The 17,986-nt window shown below is 53.5% G+C and carries 19 protein-coding genes and 1 tRNA gene; 9 read left to right on the forward strand and 11 right to left on the reverse strand.

The features are described 5' to 3' along the window. Nucleotides 1–50: 50 nt before the first annotated feature. Nucleotides 51–248 (reverse strand): hypothetical protein, encoded by a 198-nt coding sequence (locus MVC73_RS02975; RefSeq protein WP_297506716.1) that lies wholly within the window; start codon nucleotides 246–248, stop codon nucleotides 51–53. Nucleotides 249–310: 62 nt separating this feature from the next. Next, complete coding sequence (locus MVC73_RS02980; protein WP_297506886.1) at nucleotides 311–1,060, reverse strand: MBL fold metallo-hydrolase; 750 nt, start codon at nucleotides 1,058–1,060, stop codon at nucleotides 311–313. A 115-nt stretch (nucleotides 1,061–1,175) separates the two neighbouring features. On the opposite strand from MVC73_RS02980, the gene MVC73_RS02985 reads away from it, so the two are divergent. From MVC73_RS02985 to MVC73_RS02995, 3 genes are read left to right on the forward strand one after another with little or no spacing between them, the layout of a single operon-like run. After that, a complete protein-coding gene (locus MVC73_RS02985) occupies nucleotides 1,176–1,943 on the forward strand; it encodes an undecaprenyl-diphosphate phosphatase (protein WP_297506718.1) in 768 nt (255 codons plus the stop codon). Continuing rightward, on the forward strand, nucleotides 1,940–3,196 hold the full coding sequence (gene glmU, locus MVC73_RS02990; protein ID WP_297506719.1) for a bifunctional sugar-1-phosphate nucleotidylyltransferase/acetyltransferase: 1,257 nt from the start codon (nucleotides 1,940–1,942) through the stop codon (nucleotides 3,194–3,196). Before MVC73_RS02985 ends, glmU begins: the two co-directional genes overlap by 4 nt. Further along, nucleotides 3,193–4,311, forward strand: a complete 1,119-nt coding sequence (locus tag MVC73_RS02995; RefSeq protein ID WP_297506721.1) for a DUF835 domain-containing protein — start codon at nucleotides 3,193–3,195, stop codon at nucleotides 4,309–4,311. Before glmU ends, MVC73_RS02995 begins: the two co-directional genes overlap by 4 nt. Here MVC73_RS02995 and MVC73_RS03000 read toward each other — a convergent pair. Beyond that, complete coding sequence (locus tag MVC73_RS03000; RefSeq protein ID WP_297506888.1) at nucleotides 4,289–5,461, reverse strand: CBS domain-containing protein; 1,173 nt, start codon at nucleotides 5,459–5,461, stop codon at nucleotides 4,289–4,291. The two genes, MVC73_RS02995 and MVC73_RS03000, sit on opposite strands and share 23 nt — an antisense overlap. Nucleotides 5,462–5,597: 136 nt before the next feature. On the opposite strand from MVC73_RS03000, the gene MVC73_RS03005 reads away from it, so the two are divergent. Continuing rightward, nucleotides 5,598–5,684, forward strand: a tRNA-Ser gene (locus tag MVC73_RS03005). Between the two features lie 38 nt (nucleotides 5,685–5,722). Continuing rightward, a complete protein-coding gene (locus tag MVC73_RS03010; protein WP_297506722.1) occupies nucleotides 5,723–6,454 on the forward strand; it encodes a tRNA(His) guanylyltransferase Thg1 family protein in 732 nt (243 codons plus the stop codon). A gap of 5 nt (nucleotides 6,455–6,459) precedes the next feature. Here MVC73_RS03010 and map read toward each other — a convergent pair whose 3' ends face one another. Next, nucleotides 6,460–7,350 carry a type II methionyl aminopeptidase gene (gene map, locus MVC73_RS03015; protein ID WP_297506890.1) on the reverse strand — a complete coding sequence of 297 codons (891 nt, stop codon included), beginning with the start codon at nucleotides 7,348–7,350 and terminating at the stop codon, nucleotides 6,460–6,462. Nucleotides 7,351–7,489: 139 nt separating this feature from the next. On the opposite strand from map, the gene MVC73_RS03020 reads away from it, so the two are divergent. Then, nucleotides 7,490–8,968: a TrkH family potassium uptake protein gene (locus MVC73_RS03020; protein ID WP_297506724.1), complete on the forward strand. Its 1,479-nt coding sequence runs from the start codon at nucleotides 7,490–7,492 to the stop codon at nucleotides 8,966–8,968. Here the strand turns inward: MVC73_RS03020 and MVC73_RS03025 are convergent. Genes MVC73_RS03025 through hjc form a run of 6 tightly spaced genes read right to left on the reverse strand, consistent with a single transcriptional unit; the run spans nucleotide 8,909 to nucleotide 13,926 of the window. After that, a complete protein-coding gene (locus MVC73_RS03025; protein ID WP_297506726.1) occupies nucleotides 8,909–9,751 on the reverse strand; it encodes a hypothetical protein in 843 nt (280 codons plus the stop codon). The two genes, MVC73_RS03020 and MVC73_RS03025, sit on opposite strands and share 60 nt — an antisense overlap. Next, nucleotides 9,738–10,289: a class IV adenylate cyclase gene (cyaB, locus tag MVC73_RS03030; RefSeq protein WP_297506728.1), complete on the reverse strand. Its 552-nt coding sequence runs from the start codon at nucleotides 10,287–10,289 to the stop codon at nucleotides 9,738–9,740. The genes MVC73_RS03025 and cyaB overlap by 14 nt, the downstream gene beginning before the upstream one ends. Then, the gene (locus tag MVC73_RS03035; RefSeq protein ID WP_297506892.1) at nucleotides 10,286–10,840 is read right to left on the reverse strand and encodes an archaemetzincin family Zn-dependent metalloprotease; all 555 of its coding nucleotides are present in this window, start codon (nucleotides 10,838–10,840) and stop codon (nucleotides 10,286–10,288) included. The genes cyaB and MVC73_RS03035 overlap by 4 nt, the downstream gene beginning before the upstream one ends. A gap of 56 nt (nucleotides 10,841–10,896) precedes the next feature. Then, a complete protein-coding gene (locus MVC73_RS03040; protein WP_297506730.1) occupies nucleotides 10,897–11,934 on the reverse strand; it encodes a lysyl aminopeptidase in 1,038 nt (345 codons plus the stop codon). A gap of 56 nt (nucleotides 11,935–11,990) precedes the next feature. Then, a complete protein-coding gene (locus tag MVC73_RS03045; protein ID WP_297506732.1) occupies nucleotides 11,991–13,538 on the reverse strand; it encodes a hypothetical protein in 1,548 nt (515 codons plus the stop codon). Next, the gene (gene hjc / locus MVC73_RS03050; protein WP_297506734.1) at nucleotides 13,525–13,926 is read right to left on the reverse strand and encodes a Holliday junction resolvase Hjc; all 402 of its coding nucleotides are present in this window, start codon (nucleotides 13,924–13,926) and stop codon (nucleotides 13,525–13,527) included. Before hjc ends, MVC73_RS03045 begins: the two co-directional genes overlap by 14 nt. A 71-nt stretch (nucleotides 13,927–13,997) precedes the next feature. Between hjc and MVC73_RS03055 the strand changes: the two genes are divergently transcribed. From MVC73_RS03055 to MVC73_RS03065, 3 genes are all read left to right on the forward strand, one after another. After that, nucleotides 13,998–14,522 carry a gamma carbonic anhydrase family protein gene (locus MVC73_RS03055; RefSeq protein ID WP_297506894.1) on the forward strand — a complete coding sequence of 175 codons (525 nt, stop codon included), beginning with the start codon at nucleotides 13,998–14,000 and terminating at the stop codon, nucleotides 14,520–14,522. Nucleotides 14,523–14,528: 6 nt separating this feature from the next. Continuing rightward, nucleotides 14,529–15,323, forward strand: coding sequence for a polyprenyl diphosphate synthase (gene uppS, locus MVC73_RS03060; RefSeq protein WP_297506736.1), 795 nt, complete (start codon nucleotides 14,529–14,531; stop codon nucleotides 15,321–15,323). A 64-nt stretch (nucleotides 15,324–15,387) separates the two neighbouring features. Next, nucleotides 15,388–16,053 (forward strand): TBP-interacting protein, encoded by a 666-nt coding sequence (locus MVC73_RS03065; RefSeq protein ID WP_297506896.1) that lies wholly within the window; start codon nucleotides 15,388–15,390, stop codon nucleotides 16,051–16,053. Nucleotides 16,054–16,081: 28 nt separating this feature from the next. On the opposite strand, the gene MVC73_RS03070 is transcribed toward MVC73_RS03065, so the two are convergent. Next, a complete protein-coding gene (locus tag MVC73_RS03070; RefSeq protein WP_297506898.1) occupies nucleotides 16,082–17,962 on the reverse strand; it encodes a threonine--tRNA ligase in 1,881 nt (626 codons plus the stop codon). Between the last annotated feature and the right edge of the window lie 24 nt (nucleotides 17,963–17,986).

Here is a 17,986-nt window from a genome sequence, read left to right on the forward strand (position 1 = left end):
CTCCCCTTCTCTCGCGGAGAAAAAGTTGGGGAGGGGCTTTAAAAAGCTATTCAATCGAGGGAATGGGCTATGATGTAGCCAGCCAGAGAGGCCAGCCCGACGATGAATAGCAGAACGAGAGTCATAATCTTCCCGACACCGGAGACATCGCTAAAGCCCGCTATCACCAGCAGGAAAAACACGACCACGAGCAATATGCCGAGCTTTTCGAAGAGGCCTTCGTACCTGTTCAAAACGTTCACGTCCATAGTTCCACCCCCATGGGTTTATTCTAAGACCTTAGTCGGTGCGAAAATATAAAAAAGTATCGCTAGAGCTCCACACTCTTCCCGACGTGGAGGGGCTCTACCCCTTCCATCTGGCACCTCAGGTATGCGAAGGATTCAAGGCCGGTGCAGTGGCCTGCGAAAAGGAACTCAACGTCGAGGTTTTTAACGACGTCCTCCAGCGTTTCCGGCTTCGCCCCTATGAGGTGCAGGCCACCTACGAGGGCCTTTACGGGCTTTCCGGAAACTTTCATGGAGTGGTTAGCTATGTTTATCACGCCAGAGTGTCCGCAACCGGTTATTACAGCGACGTTCTCCCCGAGGTCGATTATCAGGGCGATGTCGTCCTTCACTGGGTCGGGTTTGAGGTCATCTTCAGCGAGGTAGCCGACTGCCCTGTCCCATGTTTCCCTCTCTATCTCCCCCGAGCTCATGAACCCTTCCGTAAACTCGAAGGGTTCTCTCCTCAGGACAAAGCGGGCCCCCAGCTCCTCAAGCTCTTCCTTCTCAAAGGGTATGCCAATCTCCCTCCTCTCGGGCTTCAGTGCCACCCTCCTCACAAAGATGCCGGGGTGTGCGATGACTTTTACTGGTCTTGAGCGGGCCTCAAGGAAGGCCTTAAGTCCGCCGGTGTGGTCGTAGTGGCCGTGTGTTATGAAGACGTAGTCTATGGAATCTGGCTCGACGTCCAGCTCGTCCATGTTGTTGAGGAGAACCCTCCCGTTCGTGCCGGTGTCAACGAGTACCCTCCTTCCATGACCCTCCACGAGTGCGGAGAAGCCGTGTCCTCCCATAAGGCCTTTCTTGAAGCCCGAGTGGTTCTCGTACAGTATCGTTATCCTGGCCCTCACCAAAGCTACCACCACGAAAAGTTTATTTTTATCCGTTTAAAATTTGGGATGTGATAGGATGATAACGATTGTTGACGCCATACTCTCGGGTTTCATAGTGGCCCTAGCATCAATACTGCCCCTCAGCCCTGAAGGTGAGCCCCTCGCCTCTCTCATCTCGAAGTACTCCTACCTCCTTGTCCCGGCCTATCTCGGCGTTGCCTTTGCAGTCCTCTTTTATTTCCGCGACGAGTTTTCGAGGGAGTGCCTCCATGCCATGAGGGGGATATACCGGGCTCCCCTCAAATTCGTGGCCTTCGCAAGCCTCTTTACGGTGCTCGTGGGTTACCCCCTGTGGAGGTTCTCTCCCGACCTGCCCAAGGAGGTTTCGGCCGTTGTAAACCTTCTTCTTGGGGCAATTATAGTCCTCTACTCCCTCCGGCCACATCTTAATCCCCTTAAGGACCCGGACGAAAAGCTCCCCGAGGAACCCAGCATGGTAGATTCCCTCTCCGCCGGTCTGGCAGGTGGAATTGCAGTCCTCGGTTCGCTCTCCAGAACGGGTTTCGTCCTTTCTGCACTCATTCTCCCCCGGCACAAGCCTAGGGAAGTCCTTGAATGGACCCTCTGGGTGGCCCCAGCTTACATGTTCCTCAAGCTCGCCCTAATCCCATGGAACTCCTCAGGGGACGTATGGGTGCCGTTCACAGCCTTCCTGTCTGGCTTTATAACTTCCCTTATCGTTATCTACCTGCTCCTTGCCCTTGCGGAGCGCAGGGGTAAGGAAGTCTTGGTCATTCTCGGTCTGATTGCGGTTGTTGTGTACTCCTTGGAGGTGCTGGTATGAAGGGTGTTATCCTAGCAGCTGGAAGGGGAGAAAGGTTGAGGCCACTGACAGACGACAGGCCGAAGGTCGTTCTGAAGGTCGCCAACAGGCCGATAATCGAGTACGTGATGGAAAACCTTTACCCCTTTGTTGACGAGTTCGTCATAATCGTCAGGTACAAGAAGGAGTGGATAATCAACTCCCTCGGCGATGAGTTCAGGGGCAAGCCGATAACCTACGTCGAACAGCTCCCTGGGGAGGGGACTGCCAAGGCCATTGAGAGCTCCGCAGAGAGCGTTGATGAGGACTTTATAGCCGTAAACGGGGACATATACTTCGAGGCCGAGGCCATCAGAGAGCTTATATCTGCCTTCAGGAAGGAGAACGCCGATGCTTCCCTTGTCGTCAAGCACTTCGGTGACCTGAGTCATTTTGGAAAGGTTGAGGTCGAGGGAAACGTTGTTAGGAGCATCGTTGAGAAGCCGGGCAGCGTCCCGGGTTACGCAAACCTCGGTATTTACGCCTTCAAGAGCGAGGTCTTCGATTTCATCGGGAAGACCCCCCTGAGCGAGCGCGGTGAGTACGAGATAACCGACACGATAAACCTCATGGTCGAGGCCGGCCTCAAGGTCGTTGCAGTCCCATACGAGGGCTACTGGAACGACATAGGCAGGCCTTGGAACCTCCTTGAGCTCAACGAGTACCTCCTCAGGAACAAGCTCAGGCACGAGATAAGGGGAACCGTCGAGGAGGGCGCAACGATAATCCCGCCGGTTGAAATCGGCGAGAACACTGTGGTGAGGAGCGGGGCCTACATCATCGGCCCTGTGAAGATTGGGCGGAACTCCCGCATAGGTCCGAACTGCTTCATACGGCCCTATACGAGCATCGGGGACAACTGTCACATCGGAAACGCCGTGGAAGTTAAGAACTCCATCATAATGGACAACTCCAACGCCCCCCACCTCAACTACGTGGGTGACTCGATAATCGGGGAGAACACCAACTTAGGGGCCGGAACGATAACGGCCAACCTCAGGCATGATAAGGGCAATGTCAAGGTCGAGATAAAGGGCAAGCTTGAGGACTCCGGGCGTTATAAACTTGGGGCAATAATAGGCCACAACGTTAAAATAGGAATAAATGTTAGCATCTATCCTGGCAGGAAGATAGGGAGCGGGTCGTTTGTTGGGCCCGCGGTGGTGGTCGATAAAAACATCCCGCCCAACAGCCTGGTGGTGCTGAGACAGGAGAAAGAGGTGCGTAGAGTTTGAGCGGTGAGGTTGTTTACCTCTTCAACGTTCTTTCAAGGGCTACCCTGCTCCTCGTTGCCGGTTACAAGTCCTATCGGGAGAGGAGTGCGGAGTGGATTTACATGACTCTGGCCTTTACTCTGGCTACTTTTGACCCCGAAAGGTTTCTTCTTGCTCCCCTGGGTTTTCATCTACATCCCGATGTTGCCTTTGTTCTCGACCTCGTTAACACGCTCTCCCAGGGAATACTCGCAATGGTCGCTGCTGTTTATGTGAAGGAAAAATCGCCTCCTCCTGAAAAAACGGCGTTTCCGGTTCTTCTTGGTCTTGTGGCGTATCTCTGGGTCGTGGGAACAAACGCTGTTGAACTTAATCTTAGCTTTGCAATCAAAACATCAGTTCCTCTTTTCGTATATTCCATCGGTTACTTCTATCTGGGTTACACAATATTCAGGTATTCCCTGCCCGAGAACGTTTACTCCAGGATATTTTCCATAAGCATGATGTCCCTTGGTATTCTGAACGCAACGTACCCCTTCACGGTTTCACTTGACTGGTTTAGGCCGTATGGCTTTGCGTTCGGGACGCTGTTCCGCCTGACGATGGCACTCGGCGCTCTGGGGGTGGCCTTCTGGCCGGTTGAGAGGCTTCATGGCTCATCCGGAGAGAACGTCACTCCGGGAACCCTTCTCCTCACATCCCCCGGAAAGGATCTCCTGCGTTTGCTAAGTGGTTTGAGGGGGGCGATTCTTGTAACAAGGAGCGACCTTCGGGACCTTGAGTCCTTTCTAGATCCTTCTGCAATGGTTTTCTGGGTGACACGCGCCACGGAAGGGGAGCTGCGCAAATCCCCCCATATCTACGCCATAAGTCCAACCCGGCTTGGAATACTCTTGGATTTGATAACTCGTGCCCTTGATTCGGGATATCGGATGGTTTATATTGACTCCGTGGAATACCTAATACTTGAGAATAACTTCAGGACAGTTCTCAAGTTCCTAGCCGATTTGAAGGACAGGGCAATAACACGTGGTGCCCGGGTTGTTATAATGATCGATCCAACGACGCTGGATGAGAAACAGGTTAGAATATTGGAAAGGGAATTTGGAGAAATCAAAGACCGAGTTTCTCTATGAACCGCTTTGCGTAACGTATGTCCTTTTCAAGCTCCGCCTTCTGAAGTAGCTGTCTCTCTATAGCTCTGAGGGCGTCGTGAACTGCCTGTATGGCGCCCCACGTCTCCCCTGTTGCCACGAAGACTCCCCTGTCGGTGACTATTCTCATCCTGGCCTGGTAGAGGTGAACTCCCCTGAACTTCTCTGGGAAGCGCCTTATGTGGAGATAGATTATGCCCTCGTTGCCAAGAAGGTCTTCATAACCGTCAACGAAGCGCCTTATGTCTTGGATTATTCTCTCCCTCGTGAAGTCGCTCAGTATTGATGCGTCACCGCCGAGCTGAAGGTAAAACCTTGCTTCCTTCTCAGTCATCTTTGATACTGGAAGTAGCAGGTCCTTGACCGTTAGAACACCGACCACCTTGTCCTCCTCGTTGACGACGATGAGGCCGTCGATGTCGTTGTCCTTCATCGTTGCCACGGCTTCCCTGACTTTTGCATCTGGCAGAATTGTTATGACGCCCCTTATCATGACGTCTCTGAGGGGCATGCTGAAGGGGGGTATCTTCTCTCCGGCCAGTTCACCGGCCTGCGCCTTGAAGCGGGGCTTGATGAACCTTATGATGAGGTCGTGGAGTGTCACGAGGCCCTCAAGCTTGCCTTCTTCGTTCACAACAGGGAGTCTGGATATGGCGTGGTCGCGCATAGTAGCGAGGGCCTTTGCGACGGTGTCGTCCGGTCTGAGGGTTATAACGTCCTTCGTCATGAACTCCTCAACTTTTCTCTTTCCGAAGTCCCCTTCCGCGACCTTTTCAAGGACGGCGAGGTCGTTTATAACCCCAATGATTTCAGCCTTTGACTCCCCAACAGGAAGGGAGCGGAGGTCAACCTCCATCATGAGCTTTGCGGCCTTGCTAAGATCCTCGCGAGGCTCTATAACTGGGGCGGGCTTGTAAACGTCCCTAACCTTTGCCTTTGTGGGGTCCCACTTGAGGTGGGAGCGTATAATCAGGTCCTGCGTGAGAACACCCTTATACAGGTTGCCATCGAAGACCAGAATGAGATCGGGGTCTTCTTTCTCGAAGATGCCTATCGCCTCAGAAAGGGGGGCGTCGATGTCTATCTTCCTGAACCTGTCCGTCATTACCTCCTGCACCTGAATTCCGACCATTTCTGCCACCTCCTGCATTTTATACTTCGCTTCCCACGAATTTAAACCTTTGCAACCGTGACACTTTTAGTTAATTCAGGTTAATAAATTTTTCGAGGAAAGATTTATAAGACCGCTCCGGGAAACTTCAAACCGCGCCGGGGTAGCCTAGCCTGGGAAGGCGCGGGACTCGAGATCCCGTGGGCGTCCGCCCACCAGGGTTCAAATCCCTGCCCCGGCGCCAACTGCCGAGCCCTTCCACAACCTTTTCGGGCGGTTCTCATGGGGCGAAGGGTGGAAGGCAATCCACTGGTTAGGAGAATGCGCTCGATTGAGAGAAGATACCACTGCGGAAGATTGGATCCAAGAAAGCCCTTTGTAATCCGCCTTGACGGCAGGTCTTTCTCCCGCTGGACTGGAGGCCTTGAAAAGCCCTTCGACATGAGGCTCGTAAACCTGTTCATCGAAACGACCAAAGCCCTCTTTCGAGAACTCGACAATCTGAGGTTTGCCTATGGGCAGAGCGATGAAGTCTCGTTGCTATTCTTTCCCTTACATCCGAACAGTCAGCCAATATTCGGTGGCAAGGTGTACAAGGTGCTATCGTTGAGCGCGTCAATATTCACGGCAACCTTCAACAGGTTTCTCCCCCACCACCTACCCGAGAAGAGCGAGCCCGCGAACTTTGACTCCAGGGTGATTCAGTTCGAAAGTGTTGGTGACGTGAGGGATTACTTCCTCTGGCGCTGGAAGGACGCCGTGAGAAATTCAAAGAACAGCTTTGCGAGGCTCTACCTCTCACCAAAGGAAATGGCCGGCAAGACCTCTGGAGAGCTTGTGGAGATTGCAAAGGTCAGAGGTGGCGAGTGGGAGGCCCTTCCGCTGAAAACCCGTTACGGCTGGGCTCTCTATGCCGACTACTCCTCCGGAAAGCTCCGGGTTGCGGAAGTTATCACATATCCTTTTGAAAAGGTTGAGGGGAAGGTACGCGAGAGCCTCAGGTTCCTTCCGTGAGTTGCTCACGTCGTCACATACGCCCCGTCCTTCTCAACTATCACGGTATGCTCGAACTGGCTGACCATCCCTCCCCTTATTTCCCTGAGGATTGGGTAGCTGTATATTGCCCCGGCCTTGTCGAGCTGGGCAAGGGCCATTTTGAGCTGTCCCTCCGGTAGAAAGCCCTGCAACCAGCGGTAAGCGAAGGGGAGGGTCTTGTAGTTCTTCTTTATGTGCATGAGAAGCCTCCTCGCCTGGAGCATTCTGACGGGCCTGTCCCGGACGTACATGAAAATGAGCGCTGGCGGAACCTCTATGACCTGTCCGGCACCGCTTGTCGCGAAGGGCTCTATGGCGAAGACGTCTCCCTCCTGAAGGACGTAGGTGTCCGCTTGGCGGTAGACGTTGGGAATGCTAACGCCGGCGTGGAGCCTGTAACGCTCTATCTTGTGCCCGCTGAGGTTGACTATTGGGTTGAAGCCCTTTCCCCTTATCGTCTCCTCTATGGCCTTTGCAACATCCCTGACCTGAACTCCGGCCCGCACAGTAGCTATGGCGTTTTCAAGGGCCTCCCTTGATGCCTCCATCAGCTCGTCCTCCTCCATACCGACCCTGAAGGTCACAGCCGTGTCCGCTATGTAGCCGTCGACGTGGACACCTAAGTCGAGCTTGAGGTAGTCCCCCTCCCTGAGGGTACTCTCATCGCCTTTGTAGGGCGTGTAGTGAGCTGCAATCTCGTTTATCGAGAGGTTGCAGGGGAACGCTGGTTTTCCCCCGAGCTCGACTATTCTCCTCTCAACGAACTCCGCTATATCGTACAGCCTAGTGCCGGGCTTGATGAGCTCAGCGACCTCCTTCTTGACCTGCCTTGCTATTTCGCCGGCCTTTATGAGCTTCTCAAGCGCCTCTCCCATCACGTTAAACCACCCAATGCAGTAAGTTAGGTTGCCCTTAAACCTTACCTATCTTTTTGGAACCTCGTGACTCACTGTGGAGGGTACTCTGGGAAAAACCTTTTATTCTCCTTTCCTAAGCCCTACGGACGGTGGGGCGATGCTGGAGTTCGGAAAGCGCATCAACGTTGGCAATGACCTCTTCGTCGTCAGGAACCTTATAGGCTCGATACTTGAGGGGGTCGGTCTCGCCTATCTCTTTCCGGTTCTTCTTGTCTGGTTTTATCCGACTGAGATCGGTTACGTGCCCTACTTTGCCCTGCCCGGGATGGCCTGCGTTCTCCTCGGGGCCTGGCTTGGTAGGCACTCGCACAAGATTGAGGACGTTAACCTGAGGCAGGCAATGATAGCTGCGGCCTTCACATGGCTATTCGCTTCTTTCGTCAGCGTCGTTCCATTTATGGGTATAGCCAAGATGTCTTTTCTTGACTCGTACTTTGAGAGCATGAGCGCGTGGACGGGAACGGGACTTACCATGATGAGCCATCTTGAGACCTATCCGAAGATGCTCCTCTTCTGGCGCGCGTGGATGCAGTGGCTTGGGGGTATAGGCATCGTTCTCGTCGCCCTTACAATCCTAATAAGACCCGGTGTCGCCGCTGCGAGACTCTACAAAGCCGAAGCCAGGAGCGAGAGAATACTGCCGAATCTGGTCAACACATCCAAGGTCATCTTCCAGATTTACCTCGTCCTGACCCTCGTTGGGGCCTACCTCTACTACCTCAACGGGATGAGCCCCTTCGATGCGCTCACTCACTCAATGACCGGCCTCGGGACGGGTGGTATGAGCACCCACGACCAGAGCATAGGCTTCTTCCACAGCCCTGCAATAAACGCGGTCACAATCTTCCTCATGATACTGGGTGCCGTTAACTTCACCGTTCACTACAAGCTCTTCAAGAACCGCTCACTTAAGCCCTTCTTCGAGGACATACAGGTCAGATATCTCTTTTTCTTCCTTCTTCCCGCTGTTGCGATAATCGCCTACAGCCTCTACCAGGTTGGGGATCCAATCGGCCAGGCGGTTCAGGGGGCCGTCTTCCATGCAGTCTCGGCAATAAGCTGTACGGGCTTTCAGATATCGAACCTTTCCACATACCCAGAGGTCTCAAAATTCATCTTGGCGATACTCATGGTGATCGGGGGAGGGGCTGGTAGTACCTCAGGCGGAATAAAGCTCATCCGGGTTACCCTGATGTATGAAAGCCTCAAGTGGACGATACAGAGTGCAATACTCCCAAGGGGGGCAGTTATAAGAAGAAAAGTCGGGAACTACGTCTTCAGCGACGAGGACATACAGGAGGTAATGAGCTTTACGATGACGTATTTAGCCTTCTTTCTCGCGGGGACAATATACACGATGCTCCGCGTGAAGGCCGGTCTTGCAGATGCCATGTTCGAGGTTGCCTCCGCTCAGGGAAACGTTGGTCTCAGCATCGGCATAACGTCCCCCTCAATGCCGGTTGATCTGAAAGTCCTCTTCATACTTCTGATGTGGATTGGAAGGCTTGAGATATTCTCAACCCTCGTGTTCCTGATTAGCGTCATCTTCCTCATTTCCTACCTTAGGCGAAAGTGACTGGGCGAGTATGTCCATAACGCTGAGGCGCTCTCCTCTGAGGGAGTGGAGGTAGTCGCTCAGCTTGAGAATAAGTTCGAGTCTTGTATCCGGGTTCTTTATTTTTTCAGCCTCCCTCATAGCAGTTTCGACAAGCCTGATGGCCTTTCCCCGGTTCCTGTTCTCTTCAACCATCGCGATGTAATAGAGAGCGGTTGCCCTGTGAAACGGACTTGAAATCATTTTGAGAATAGAGAAAGCAACGTCCTCCCTGCCCTCCTCATAGAACTTCTCAACAAGGTGGACGAAAACCGGCTCTATGACATCCCTGTTCCTCACCATCCTGAAGGCGAAGCCTGCCTTTGAAAGGAGGCCCTCCTCAATGAGGGACATCAGGATTTCTTTTAGAAGGTCAGGGTACTCCTCCGCCAGGTTTATCGAGGCCTTAAGGGCTAAATCCCCATTGAAGTCGTCACCCAGAAGGTAAAAGGCCTTCGCGACTTCCCCGAGAAGGAGGGCCCTCTGTCTGTTGGATTCAAGCCCGTTTATGTGAGGTATCAACTCCTTTAGGACAATCCTTAACTCATCTTTTTCGGAGTCGGAAGCAACTTTCAGGCGCCGAACAAGCTCCCTGAGGATTATTCTAAGGGCCACGAAGGTGTTGAACTGGGAACGTAGTTCCTCAAGGAAGCCTAAGGCACCCTTTATATCCCCAGCTTCGACGTGGCTCTCTATCTGCTCCAGTATCTCAACCTCGGACCTTTTGGGTCTTTCGCGCTCGAAGAGTACCTTAAGTTTCTCCATGATTTCCCTCCTTCTCAAGGAGGAGTTCCAGATAGGACCTCCTCTCGAATCTCCTCACGCCGAGGTCAAGGAGAATCTCTTTCATCCTTCTGACGAGTTCTGGAACCTTCGTTTCGTCCTCAACGATGGTCTCAATCTCAACGAACTTTCCTAACCCCTCAACTTCATCCAGGGTTATCACAACGCCCTTTTCGACGTAGTACTTCTCCCTCTTCTTCACCACCGTGAGCACTTCAACGAAGCCCAGGCTTTCAAGTATCTGGAGATGCTTATCCGGATCAGTCAGCTCGACTTCTATTTCCTTCCTAGTCTTTGATTCCCTGTCGAGCTTCGGTCCCTTGTAGGTCATAAAGGCCTCGAAGTGTCCGTTGAAGCGCTTTACCCGTATCCTGAGGGCCTCGTCGGTCTCGGAGAAATCCCTGCAGGGATGCTGGAAGTAGGTGTCCTCGTGGTATTCCCTCCTCAAAAGCTTGTACCTTTCCCTGACCCGCTCAAAGATCTTCTCGTCGGCGTAGCCCTTCAGTTCCACCTCTATCACATCAACACCTCCAGGTTTTTTGACAGCTTCTCCTCACAGGCGGGGCAGTAGAGGGGCCCCTTAAGGTCGGTATCCAGTATCGAGTTGGAGAAGTGCATAACGCACCTCGGGTTCGGGCAGTGGTTCAAACCAAAGACGTGCCCGAGCTCGTGCATAGCTTCTTTGATGGCCCTCTCCTTTAAGAGTTCTTCATCCGGTCTTTCCCCGTAGAACTCGGGTCTTAACCTGCGGAGTGATATTATGGCACTCCTAAGGGATGGATTCGCAAGGCCGAAGATGAAGTTTAACCCCTCCTCGTAGAGGTCAACCTCTGTAACGCCAAGAACGGCCTTTCCCCCCACCTTTTTCAGAAAACCAGCTAAGGTCGGCAGGAAGACCCGACCGAGGTACTGTCTCCTCATTGGGTTGAAGGCGCTGGAAAACGGCTCCACCGGAATCTCGGGCATTACCTTGGTGGAGAGCCCAAAGCGGGAGTAGTAATTCTCAACGAACCTGGCGACTTCCTCCAGTACGGTGTCGTCTACCCTGCCAATCGGGACGATCAGTATCATCGACATCGGTTAAGATTGGAGAAGAGAGCCAATAAAGTTTTCGAGGGAAAGAAAAGTCAGGGAGTTAAATCCATTGGCTTAAGCTCCTCAAGGAGGTGCTTGGCGAGCTTTATTGTGAGGTCTATGTCCCTCAAGTCAGCGGTCTCGACCTGGCTGTGCATGTAGCGTATCGGTATGCTCAGCACGGCGGTGGCAACGCCCTCCCTGTTGATCTGCATGATGTTCGCGTCGGTTCCGGTCGGCCTCGGCGAAGCCTCGACCTGGAGTGGTATCTCATACTTTTTGGCAACCTCATCGGCAAAGGCCCTGAGCTTTGGATTGATGTTTGGTCCTACGTCCATAACCGGGCCGCCGCCGAGCTTTGGCACTATCTTCCCCTTGTCGCCGACCTGCTTGGCGAAGGTAACGTCCATCGCTATGCCTATCTCCGGGTCTATCGAGTAGCTGGCAACCCTGGCACCCCTGAGGCCAACCTCCTCCTGAACGCTGGCGACGAAGTAGATGTCGGCCTCGTGGTTCTCAAGAGCCTTGGCCGTTTCAATCATCGCGTAAAGGCAAACGCGGTCGTCGAGATAGGGTGTTGCTATTCTGTTTTCCGTGAGCTTTGTGAAGGCCGGGGCGAACTCGCCAACGGTTCCAACGCGGAAGCCGAGCTCTTCGGCCTCCTCTTTACTGTCTGCACCGACGTCAACGACTATGGTGTCCCAATCAGCGGCCTTCTTCCTGTCCTCCGGCTTTTGAATGTGTGGCGGTATGTGGCCTACAACACCAAAGCGCTCGCCCTTCTCCGTGAAGAACCTTATCCTCTGCGCAACGAGGGTTCTCGGGTCAACGCCTCCAACGGGAATGACGTGGAGGTAGCCTTCTTTGTCTATGTGGTTGACCATGACGCCTATCTTGTCCATGTGGGCCGCTATCATAACCTTTGGCCCGCTTCCCTTCTTGTGTGCTATAACGTTTCCGAGCTTGTCAACCTTTATCTCGTCCACGTAATCCTTCAGCTCCTCTATTACGGCGTCCCTTATCCCCAGAAACTCGTATCCGGAAACGCCCGGGGCTTCAACTATTTTCTTAAGCAGTTCAAGGTTCACCATGGCTTTCGCCTCCGTTTAGATTTCCATCTCAATGTGTTTAGCTGACTTAATAAGGTTTATCCAAGGATGGCCTGCAGCTGGGCCTCCTCACCGGGTTCAAGTTCTACCTCCCAGACAATCCTCCCGTCCTCTACTCTGGCTTCTCCCTTGGTGACCCTGACTTCCCTCGCGTTAACGGACCTCTCAAAGCGGTAGTGAATCCTCCTCAGGCGCGGTGCCCTGAGCTTGGCAAAGTAGTAGCGGTCGAGGGTTTCCTCGTGAACTAAAGGGGTGGCGAAGGCAAGATACGATGTTCCCGCAAGGATTAGCCCGCTGGCTATAAGGATGAGGGCCATCAAACCGCTTCCGCTTTTCCCCTCTGATGTCGTCGTGGTTGGAACGCTGTAGGTTACGTTACTGCTCGTTTGGGGAGTGGTCGAGGATGTGGTCGTCGAGGGTCTCGCCGGTTTAATCACCTGAACAACAGCCTGCGCCCCTATGTAGTCGTCGCTCTGCGCAGAGACCATCAGCGTCCCGTAGCCGGTCTTGTTGAGGTTTATAGTTGCCAGCCCCGAGGAGTTCGTAACCGCGTAGTCCTTCCCCAGGGGCCCCGATGCCGAGAGGGTGACGTTCGGCACGGGAAGACCCGTGGAGTCCACGACCTTTATTATCAGCGTCGAGTTCCTCTGCTGGTAGCTTATGAAGAGCCTCTTTACCTCGACGAAGGTCGTCACGATTTTTCCGTCAAGGTCGAGGACGACCTCGTAGGTTCCGGGTTTGTCCACAGCATATGAGACCTTCCCGCTCTCGTCCGTTGTGAACTCGACACCGTTTATGGCCACCCTTATCCCGGGGACACCGCCGCTGGAGTTGTAGACCACGACCGTTATGGCCCCGTTCTTGAAGAAGGCCCTGTACGAGAGCTTCCTCTGATAGACCCTGAAGGTCTTGGTGACCTTCCTGAACTTGCCCCCAAGGTTGGCCCATAGAGTAACCGTGTAGTTTCCAGTCTCGGGCCTGTGGAGGGTTATGTTCTTTTCCCAGCTCTCCCCTGCCCGGAGGTAGGTTGAGCTCTCGTTTTCAGCGATTCTGACGCCGTCGCGGGATATTGAGTACCCGATAGTCCCCAGCAGGACGCCGTTTGACTTGGATTTGACGATCAGCCTTATCCCCACGTCGTGCCCGTAAATGTATTCCTTACCGACCTCAATGTCGAGGGAGTAATCGCTCAAAATACCGACCCTGATTTTCACCCGTGCTTGAGTGTAGACTGAACCGGTTCTCGCGACGATTGTGAGGTTGTAAACTCCCGGGGGAATCAGGAGTACTTTGATGCTGAGACTTTCATTGAGGGTTCCGTTTGGGGCTATTGGAACCCTTATGAGCTTCGTCTGATAAACGAACCCCTCAGCCGGGCCGGTCACGTAAACGGTAACGTTTCCCACGGTGTCGTTTCCGAGGTTTTTTATCTGGAACGGTATCGTAACCGTCTCCCCGGGAATCGCGTTGATGACCTCCTTCAGGGGGGTTATTATCAGAACCGTCTCGCCGGCGTTGGCTGGGGAGAGAACGGCCCCGATTGAGAGAAGCAGGATTGGGATGAGAACGAGGCTAAGCCTTTTCACGGGCGAGCACCTCCCGCAGGGTTGGCTGTTTTCCGGTAACCTCTTCGAGGGTCAGGAAGCTCATTGAGGGCTCAACGCGGTAGCTCTTTCCGTTGGGACTCAGTGCCTTCGGATGGAAGAACCTCCACCCCCTCCCCCTGAACTTGACCGCTAGGAGGGGCCTTCCGCCGAAGCGCTCCGAGAAGGAGATTAGCTTTTCCACATCTTCTTTCGGGATGTATAATCTCTCCTCCCCCGTGCTCTTGACCTCTATGCAGAGGTACAACTTCCCGTTTCCGGCTATCAAATCGACCCTGTGACTGCCGGCGGAGCGGACGACTGCAAAGCCGGCACTTTCGAGCATCCTTGCGAGCTCCCTCTCCGCGTTGGCCCCCCGTCTGTACTTCATTGCACTTCCCAGTCATACGTTGTCCGGTTATCTTTATAAGTTCTCCCCGGAACTATAACCCGGTGATTGAAATGGCCGTTTACGAGCTCAACGGTAGGAGGCCCAAAATTCACCCGACGGCGTTTATTGATGAGACTGCCTCCGTAATCGGAGACGTCGTTCTGGAGGAGAAAACGAGCGTCTGGCCGTCCGCTGTTCTCAGGGGGGACATAGAGCAGATTTACGTTGGTTGCTGTTCCAACGTCCAGGACAACGTCAGCATACACACTTCCCATGGCATTCCGACGAGGATCGGGAAGTACGTCACCATCGGCCACAACGCAGTCGTCCACGGGGCAACAATCGACGACTACACGATAATAGGTATGGGCGCGATAATCCTCGATGGGGCCAAGATAGGGAAGCACGTAATCATAGGCGCGGGAGCCCTCGTCCCCCCGGGCAAGGAGATACCCGACTACAGCCTCGTCATAGGCGTCCCCGGAAAGGTAGTTAGGAAACTCAGCGAGGAGGAAATCGAGTGGACGAAGAAGAACGCCGAGATATACATGGAGCTTGCCGAGATGCACCTCAAGGGGAGAAAGAGGATAGAGTGAGAAGAGATGATTTACAGGCTTCTTTCTCACATCCCCCATATTGTTTTCAAGCCCGCCTACGACTTTTACGAGCGCTACCTCTTTGAGAGGGTCAAGTCGGGAGAGATTCCAAAGCACGTTGCGATAATAATGGACGGCAACAGGCGGTGGGCGAGGAGGATTGAAAAACCGCCCTGGTATGGACACCTCTTCGGTTCCAGAAAGCTTGAGGAAATCCTCGAATGGTGCCGGGAGCTGGGGATAAGAACCCTCACGGTTTACGCCTTTTCGACCGAGAACTTCCGCCGGAGGAGGGAGGAAGTCGAAGCGCTGATGAACCTCTTCGAGAAGAAGTTTAAGGAAGTCGTGAGGGACGAGAGGGTTCATAAGTACGGTATAAGGGTCAACGTCCTCGGGAGAAAGGAGCTCCTCCCCGAGAACGTCAGAAAAGCTGCGGAGGAAGCTGAGAGGGCCACTAGGAAGTACACGAACTACACCCTCAACATAGCCCTGGCCTACGGCGGAAGGAGTGAGATAGCTGATGCCGTCAGGGATATAGTGAGGGATGCCTTGGCCGGGAAGATAAGGCCCGAGGACATCGACGAGGAGCTGATAAAGAACTACCTCTACTACCCCAACATGCCCGACCCGGATATCGTGATAAGAACTGGCGGTGAGGTCAGGATAAGCAACTTCCTCCTCTACCAGATAGCATACAGTGAGCTTTTCTTCGTTGACGTTTATTTCCCGGAGTTCAGGAAGATAGACTTCCTGAGGATAATCAGGGAGTTCCAGAGGAGGCAGAGGCGCTTCGGCCGTTGAGGGCTTTTAAAGTTTTCCCGCTAAAGTTATTAACGTTGGCTTCGACTTCTCAGCGGTGGGTAGCATGGGCTACGGTGAACTAAGTCCGGGAATCAAGAAAGTGTACTCACAGGTTCGATATCTCGATGAGTATCACTGGGAGATAGACGGGAGCTCGATAACTGGCGTACACAAGAGGAGCAACGTTGAGGTCGTCATAGACGTGGCGAAGAACAGGGAGGAGGCGGATTCCCTGGCGGGAAGGGATGTGGAGGGAATACACCTCGTCGCGATTCCCGACAGGGGAGTTTTCTACATAAAGGACGGAACCTTCGTCCTGACGTATCGCTACCTTAAGGCCACGCTCGCGGACATAAACGATCACATAGTCTGGGCCGGCTTCAAGGTAGTTGAGAAGGACGGGAGGCTCATACAGGAAGACGTTTACGAGTACCTCGGTGCTTCCCTTGTGAACCACATAAAGTCCAACAGCCTCGCCGGTCAGGATTACATTTTCTGGCAGTTCTACAAATGTGAGGTCTGCGGAAAATACGTTGACATAGAGAGCCTTGAAGACCACCTGAAGGAGCACGGTATCAAGCTCCACGAGAAGAGCGAGGAGCGCTATGAAATATTCGAGATAAACTTCAAGGACGGAAAGGTCTACGACAAGTTCGGCAATCCTGTCTCCCTCGACCAGTTCAGCGGTGAGGCGAGGGAGTTCATAAACCATGTTCTCTCGGGGCACTGAGAGAAAAAGAGAAGGAAAGGTTTAGCCTTCAGCCCCTGAACTTCGGCCTCCTTGAGAGGAGGAGCGGTAAAGGCCTCGGCCTGTACGGGAAGCCCTCGGTTTTCCCCTTTATCTCCCTTATCAGGTCTTCCAGTTGCATCTCAAGTTGCTTGCCATCCTCCCTCCTCCTCACCGTTACGGTGTTCTGCTCCTTCTCGTTCTTGCCGACGACGATGATGTAGGGAATCCACTCCTTCTCGGCCTTCCTTATCTTCTTGTTGAGCCTGTCGTTGGTGTCGTCGACGTCAACCCTTATCTTTGCACCCTCAAGCTTGCCTGCTACATAGAGCGCGTAGTCCATCACATCATCGCTGACGGGTATAACCCTGACCTGTATCGGGCTGAGCCAGAGCGGGAAGCTCGGCTTTATTCCCTTCGCCTGAAGTTTTGCCTGCTTCTCAAGGATGGCGTACATAACGCGCTCTATCGCACCGCTCGGCGAGCAGTGGAGTATGAGCGGGTAGCGCTCCTTACCTTCTTCGTCGTAGTAGGTTATGCCGAAGCGCTCGGCGTTCTCAACGTCGATCTGGACGGTGCTCAGAGCGGCCGCTTTGTCGAGGTTGTCCACGAAGTTGAACTCGAACTTGAGGATGAAGTAGAAGAACCTCTGGTCCCACATCTCGATGAGGACGGGCTTGCCTATTATCCTTGCCAGCTCGACTATGAAGTCCTTGTTAGCTTCCCAGAAGTCCCTTGTAAAGCGTATGGCGACCTCGTAATCCTCCGGAGTAAGGCCGACCCCCTTAAGGACTTCCATGCTGAGCTTGTACTGCTTCTTGAACTCGTCCATGGCCTGTTTTAAATCGCGCGCTACCGTGTGCATATCGGGCATCGTGAAGGCCCTTAACCTTCTCAGGCCTGAGAGCTCACCGCTCTTCTCGCGCCTGAAGGAGTATCTTGTAAGCTCGTACATTCTCAATGGAAGGTTGCGGTAGCTTATGGTGGCGTCCTTCTTTATGAGGAACTGACCGAAGCAGGCAGCAAAGCGGAGGAAGAACTTCTTGTCGCCGCTTTTAACGATGTACTGCCTCGCCGGGAAGCGGTTGAGATACTTCTCCAGAGCTGGATGCTCGAAGTCGTACATGATGGGCGTCTCGACCTCCATGGCACCGTATTCAATGACCTTCTCGGTGACGTACTGCTCAAGGAGGCCCTTTATCAGTCTGCCCTTCGGATAATACCTGAGGTTGCCCTGATCACTTCCGGGCTCGTAGTCAACGAGCTCGTGTTCCAGCATGAGCTTAACGTGGGGAGGCTCCCCCTCGGCAATCCTGTTCTTGCTTATCTCGTAGTTGGCGAACTTCCTGAGGTTCTCGTGACCGGTGAAGTCGAACTTGTTAACCTCGATGAGTTCACCTTCAGGAGTGAGGATGTACCAGTAGCTCTTCAGCTCTTCCTCCTTCTCAAGGGCTATGTTGCGCTCCTCCTTGCTTACAGCCTCCCCGCTTGGCACTATCGTCCTGCTGAGTTCAGCGAGTGGGTGTCCCTTGCAACTCAGCTTGAACGCCTTGTAGTATCCGAATGGCGCTCTCTTAACTTCGAAGCCTTCCTCTTTAAGCCTCTCCTCGATCTTCTGGAGCACTTTGAGAGCTATATCGGGTTTCGCCAGCTCACTGCTCAGGTGGGCGAAGGGGTAAACGAAGACCCTCTCGGCTTTTACCTGTTCAGCCACTTCCTTGATTTCCTTCACGGCCTTCTCGACGACTTCTTCTGGGTTTGACTCGTCGACTTTCTCGACGCTTATGAAAACCGCCAGAACTTCGTCAAGTCTTCCCCTCTTCTGCTCTTCGCTTATTGGCTCGGGGTTCTTCAGGGCCTTGTCCTTGACCTCGTATTCGAGGTAGTCCGCGTGTATCAGAAGCATTTTCATCTCAACCACCACCGGAACTTTGTC

This window comes from Thermococcus sp., from assembly GCF_027052235.1.
Classification (GTDB): Archaea; Methanobacteriota_B; Thermococci; order Thermococcales; family Thermococcaceae; genus Thermococcus.

Excerpts from the sequence above, each read along its gene's own strand:
- MVC73_RS02975 (WP_297506716.1), bottom strand. The coding sequence starts at position 248 with ATGGACGTGAACGTTTTGAACAGGTACGAAGGCCTCTTCGAAAAGCTC.
- MVC73_RS02980 (WP_297506886.1), bottom strand. The coding sequence starts at position 1,060 with ATGGGAGGACACGGCTTCTCCGCACTCGTGGAGGGTCATGGAAGGAGG.
- MVC73_RS02985 (WP_297506718.1), top strand. The coding sequence starts at position 1,176 with ATGATAACGATTGTTGACGCCATACTCTCGGGTTTCATAGTGGCCCTA.
- glmU (WP_297506719.1), top strand. The coding sequence starts at position 1,940 with ATGAAGGGTGTTATCCTAGCAGCTGGAAGGGGAGAAAGGTTGAGGCCA.
- MVC73_RS03000 (WP_297506888.1), bottom strand. The coding sequence starts at position 5,461 with ATGGTCGGAATTCAGGTGCAGGAGGTAATGACGGACAGGTTCAGGAAG.
- MVC73_RS03010 (WP_297506722.1), top strand. The coding sequence starts at position 5,723 with ATGGGGCGAAGGGTGGAAGGCAATCCACTGGTTAGGAGAATGCGCTCG.
- map (WP_297506890.1), bottom strand. The coding sequence starts at position 7,350 with ATGGGAGAGGCGCTTGAGAAGCTCATAAAGGCCGGCGAAATAGCAAGG.
- MVC73_RS03020 (WP_297506724.1), top strand. The coding sequence starts at position 7,490 with ATGCTGGAGTTCGGAAAGCGCATCAACGTTGGCAATGACCTCTTCGTC.
- MVC73_RS03025 (WP_297506726.1), bottom strand. The coding sequence starts at position 9,751 with ATGGAGAAACTTAAGGTACTCTTCGAGCGCGAAAGACCCAAAAGGTCC.
- MVC73_RS03035 (WP_297506892.1), bottom strand. The coding sequence starts at position 10,840 with ATGATACTGATCGTCCCGATTGGCAGGGTAGACGACACCGTACTGGAG.
- MVC73_RS03040 (WP_297506730.1), bottom strand. The coding sequence starts at position 11,934 with ATGGTGAACCTTGAACTGCTTAAGAAAATAGTTGAAGCCCCGGGCGTT.
- hjc (WP_297506734.1), bottom strand. The coding sequence starts at position 13,926 with ATGAAGTACAGACGGGGGGCCAACGCGGAGAGGGAGCTCGCAAGGATG.
- MVC73_RS03055 (WP_297506894.1), top strand. The coding sequence starts at position 13,998 with ATGGCCGTTTACGAGCTCAACGGTAGGAGGCCCAAAATTCACCCGACG.
- uppS (WP_297506736.1), top strand. The coding sequence starts at position 14,529 with ATGATTTACAGGCTTCTTTCTCACATCCCCCATATTGTTTTCAAGCCC.
- MVC73_RS03065 (WP_297506896.1), top strand. The coding sequence starts at position 15,388 with ATGGGCTACGGTGAACTAAGTCCGGGAATCAAGAAAGTGTACTCACAG.
- MVC73_RS03070 (WP_297506898.1), bottom strand. The coding sequence starts at position 17,962 with ATGAAAATGCTTCTGATACACGCGGACTACCTCGAATACGAGGTCAAG.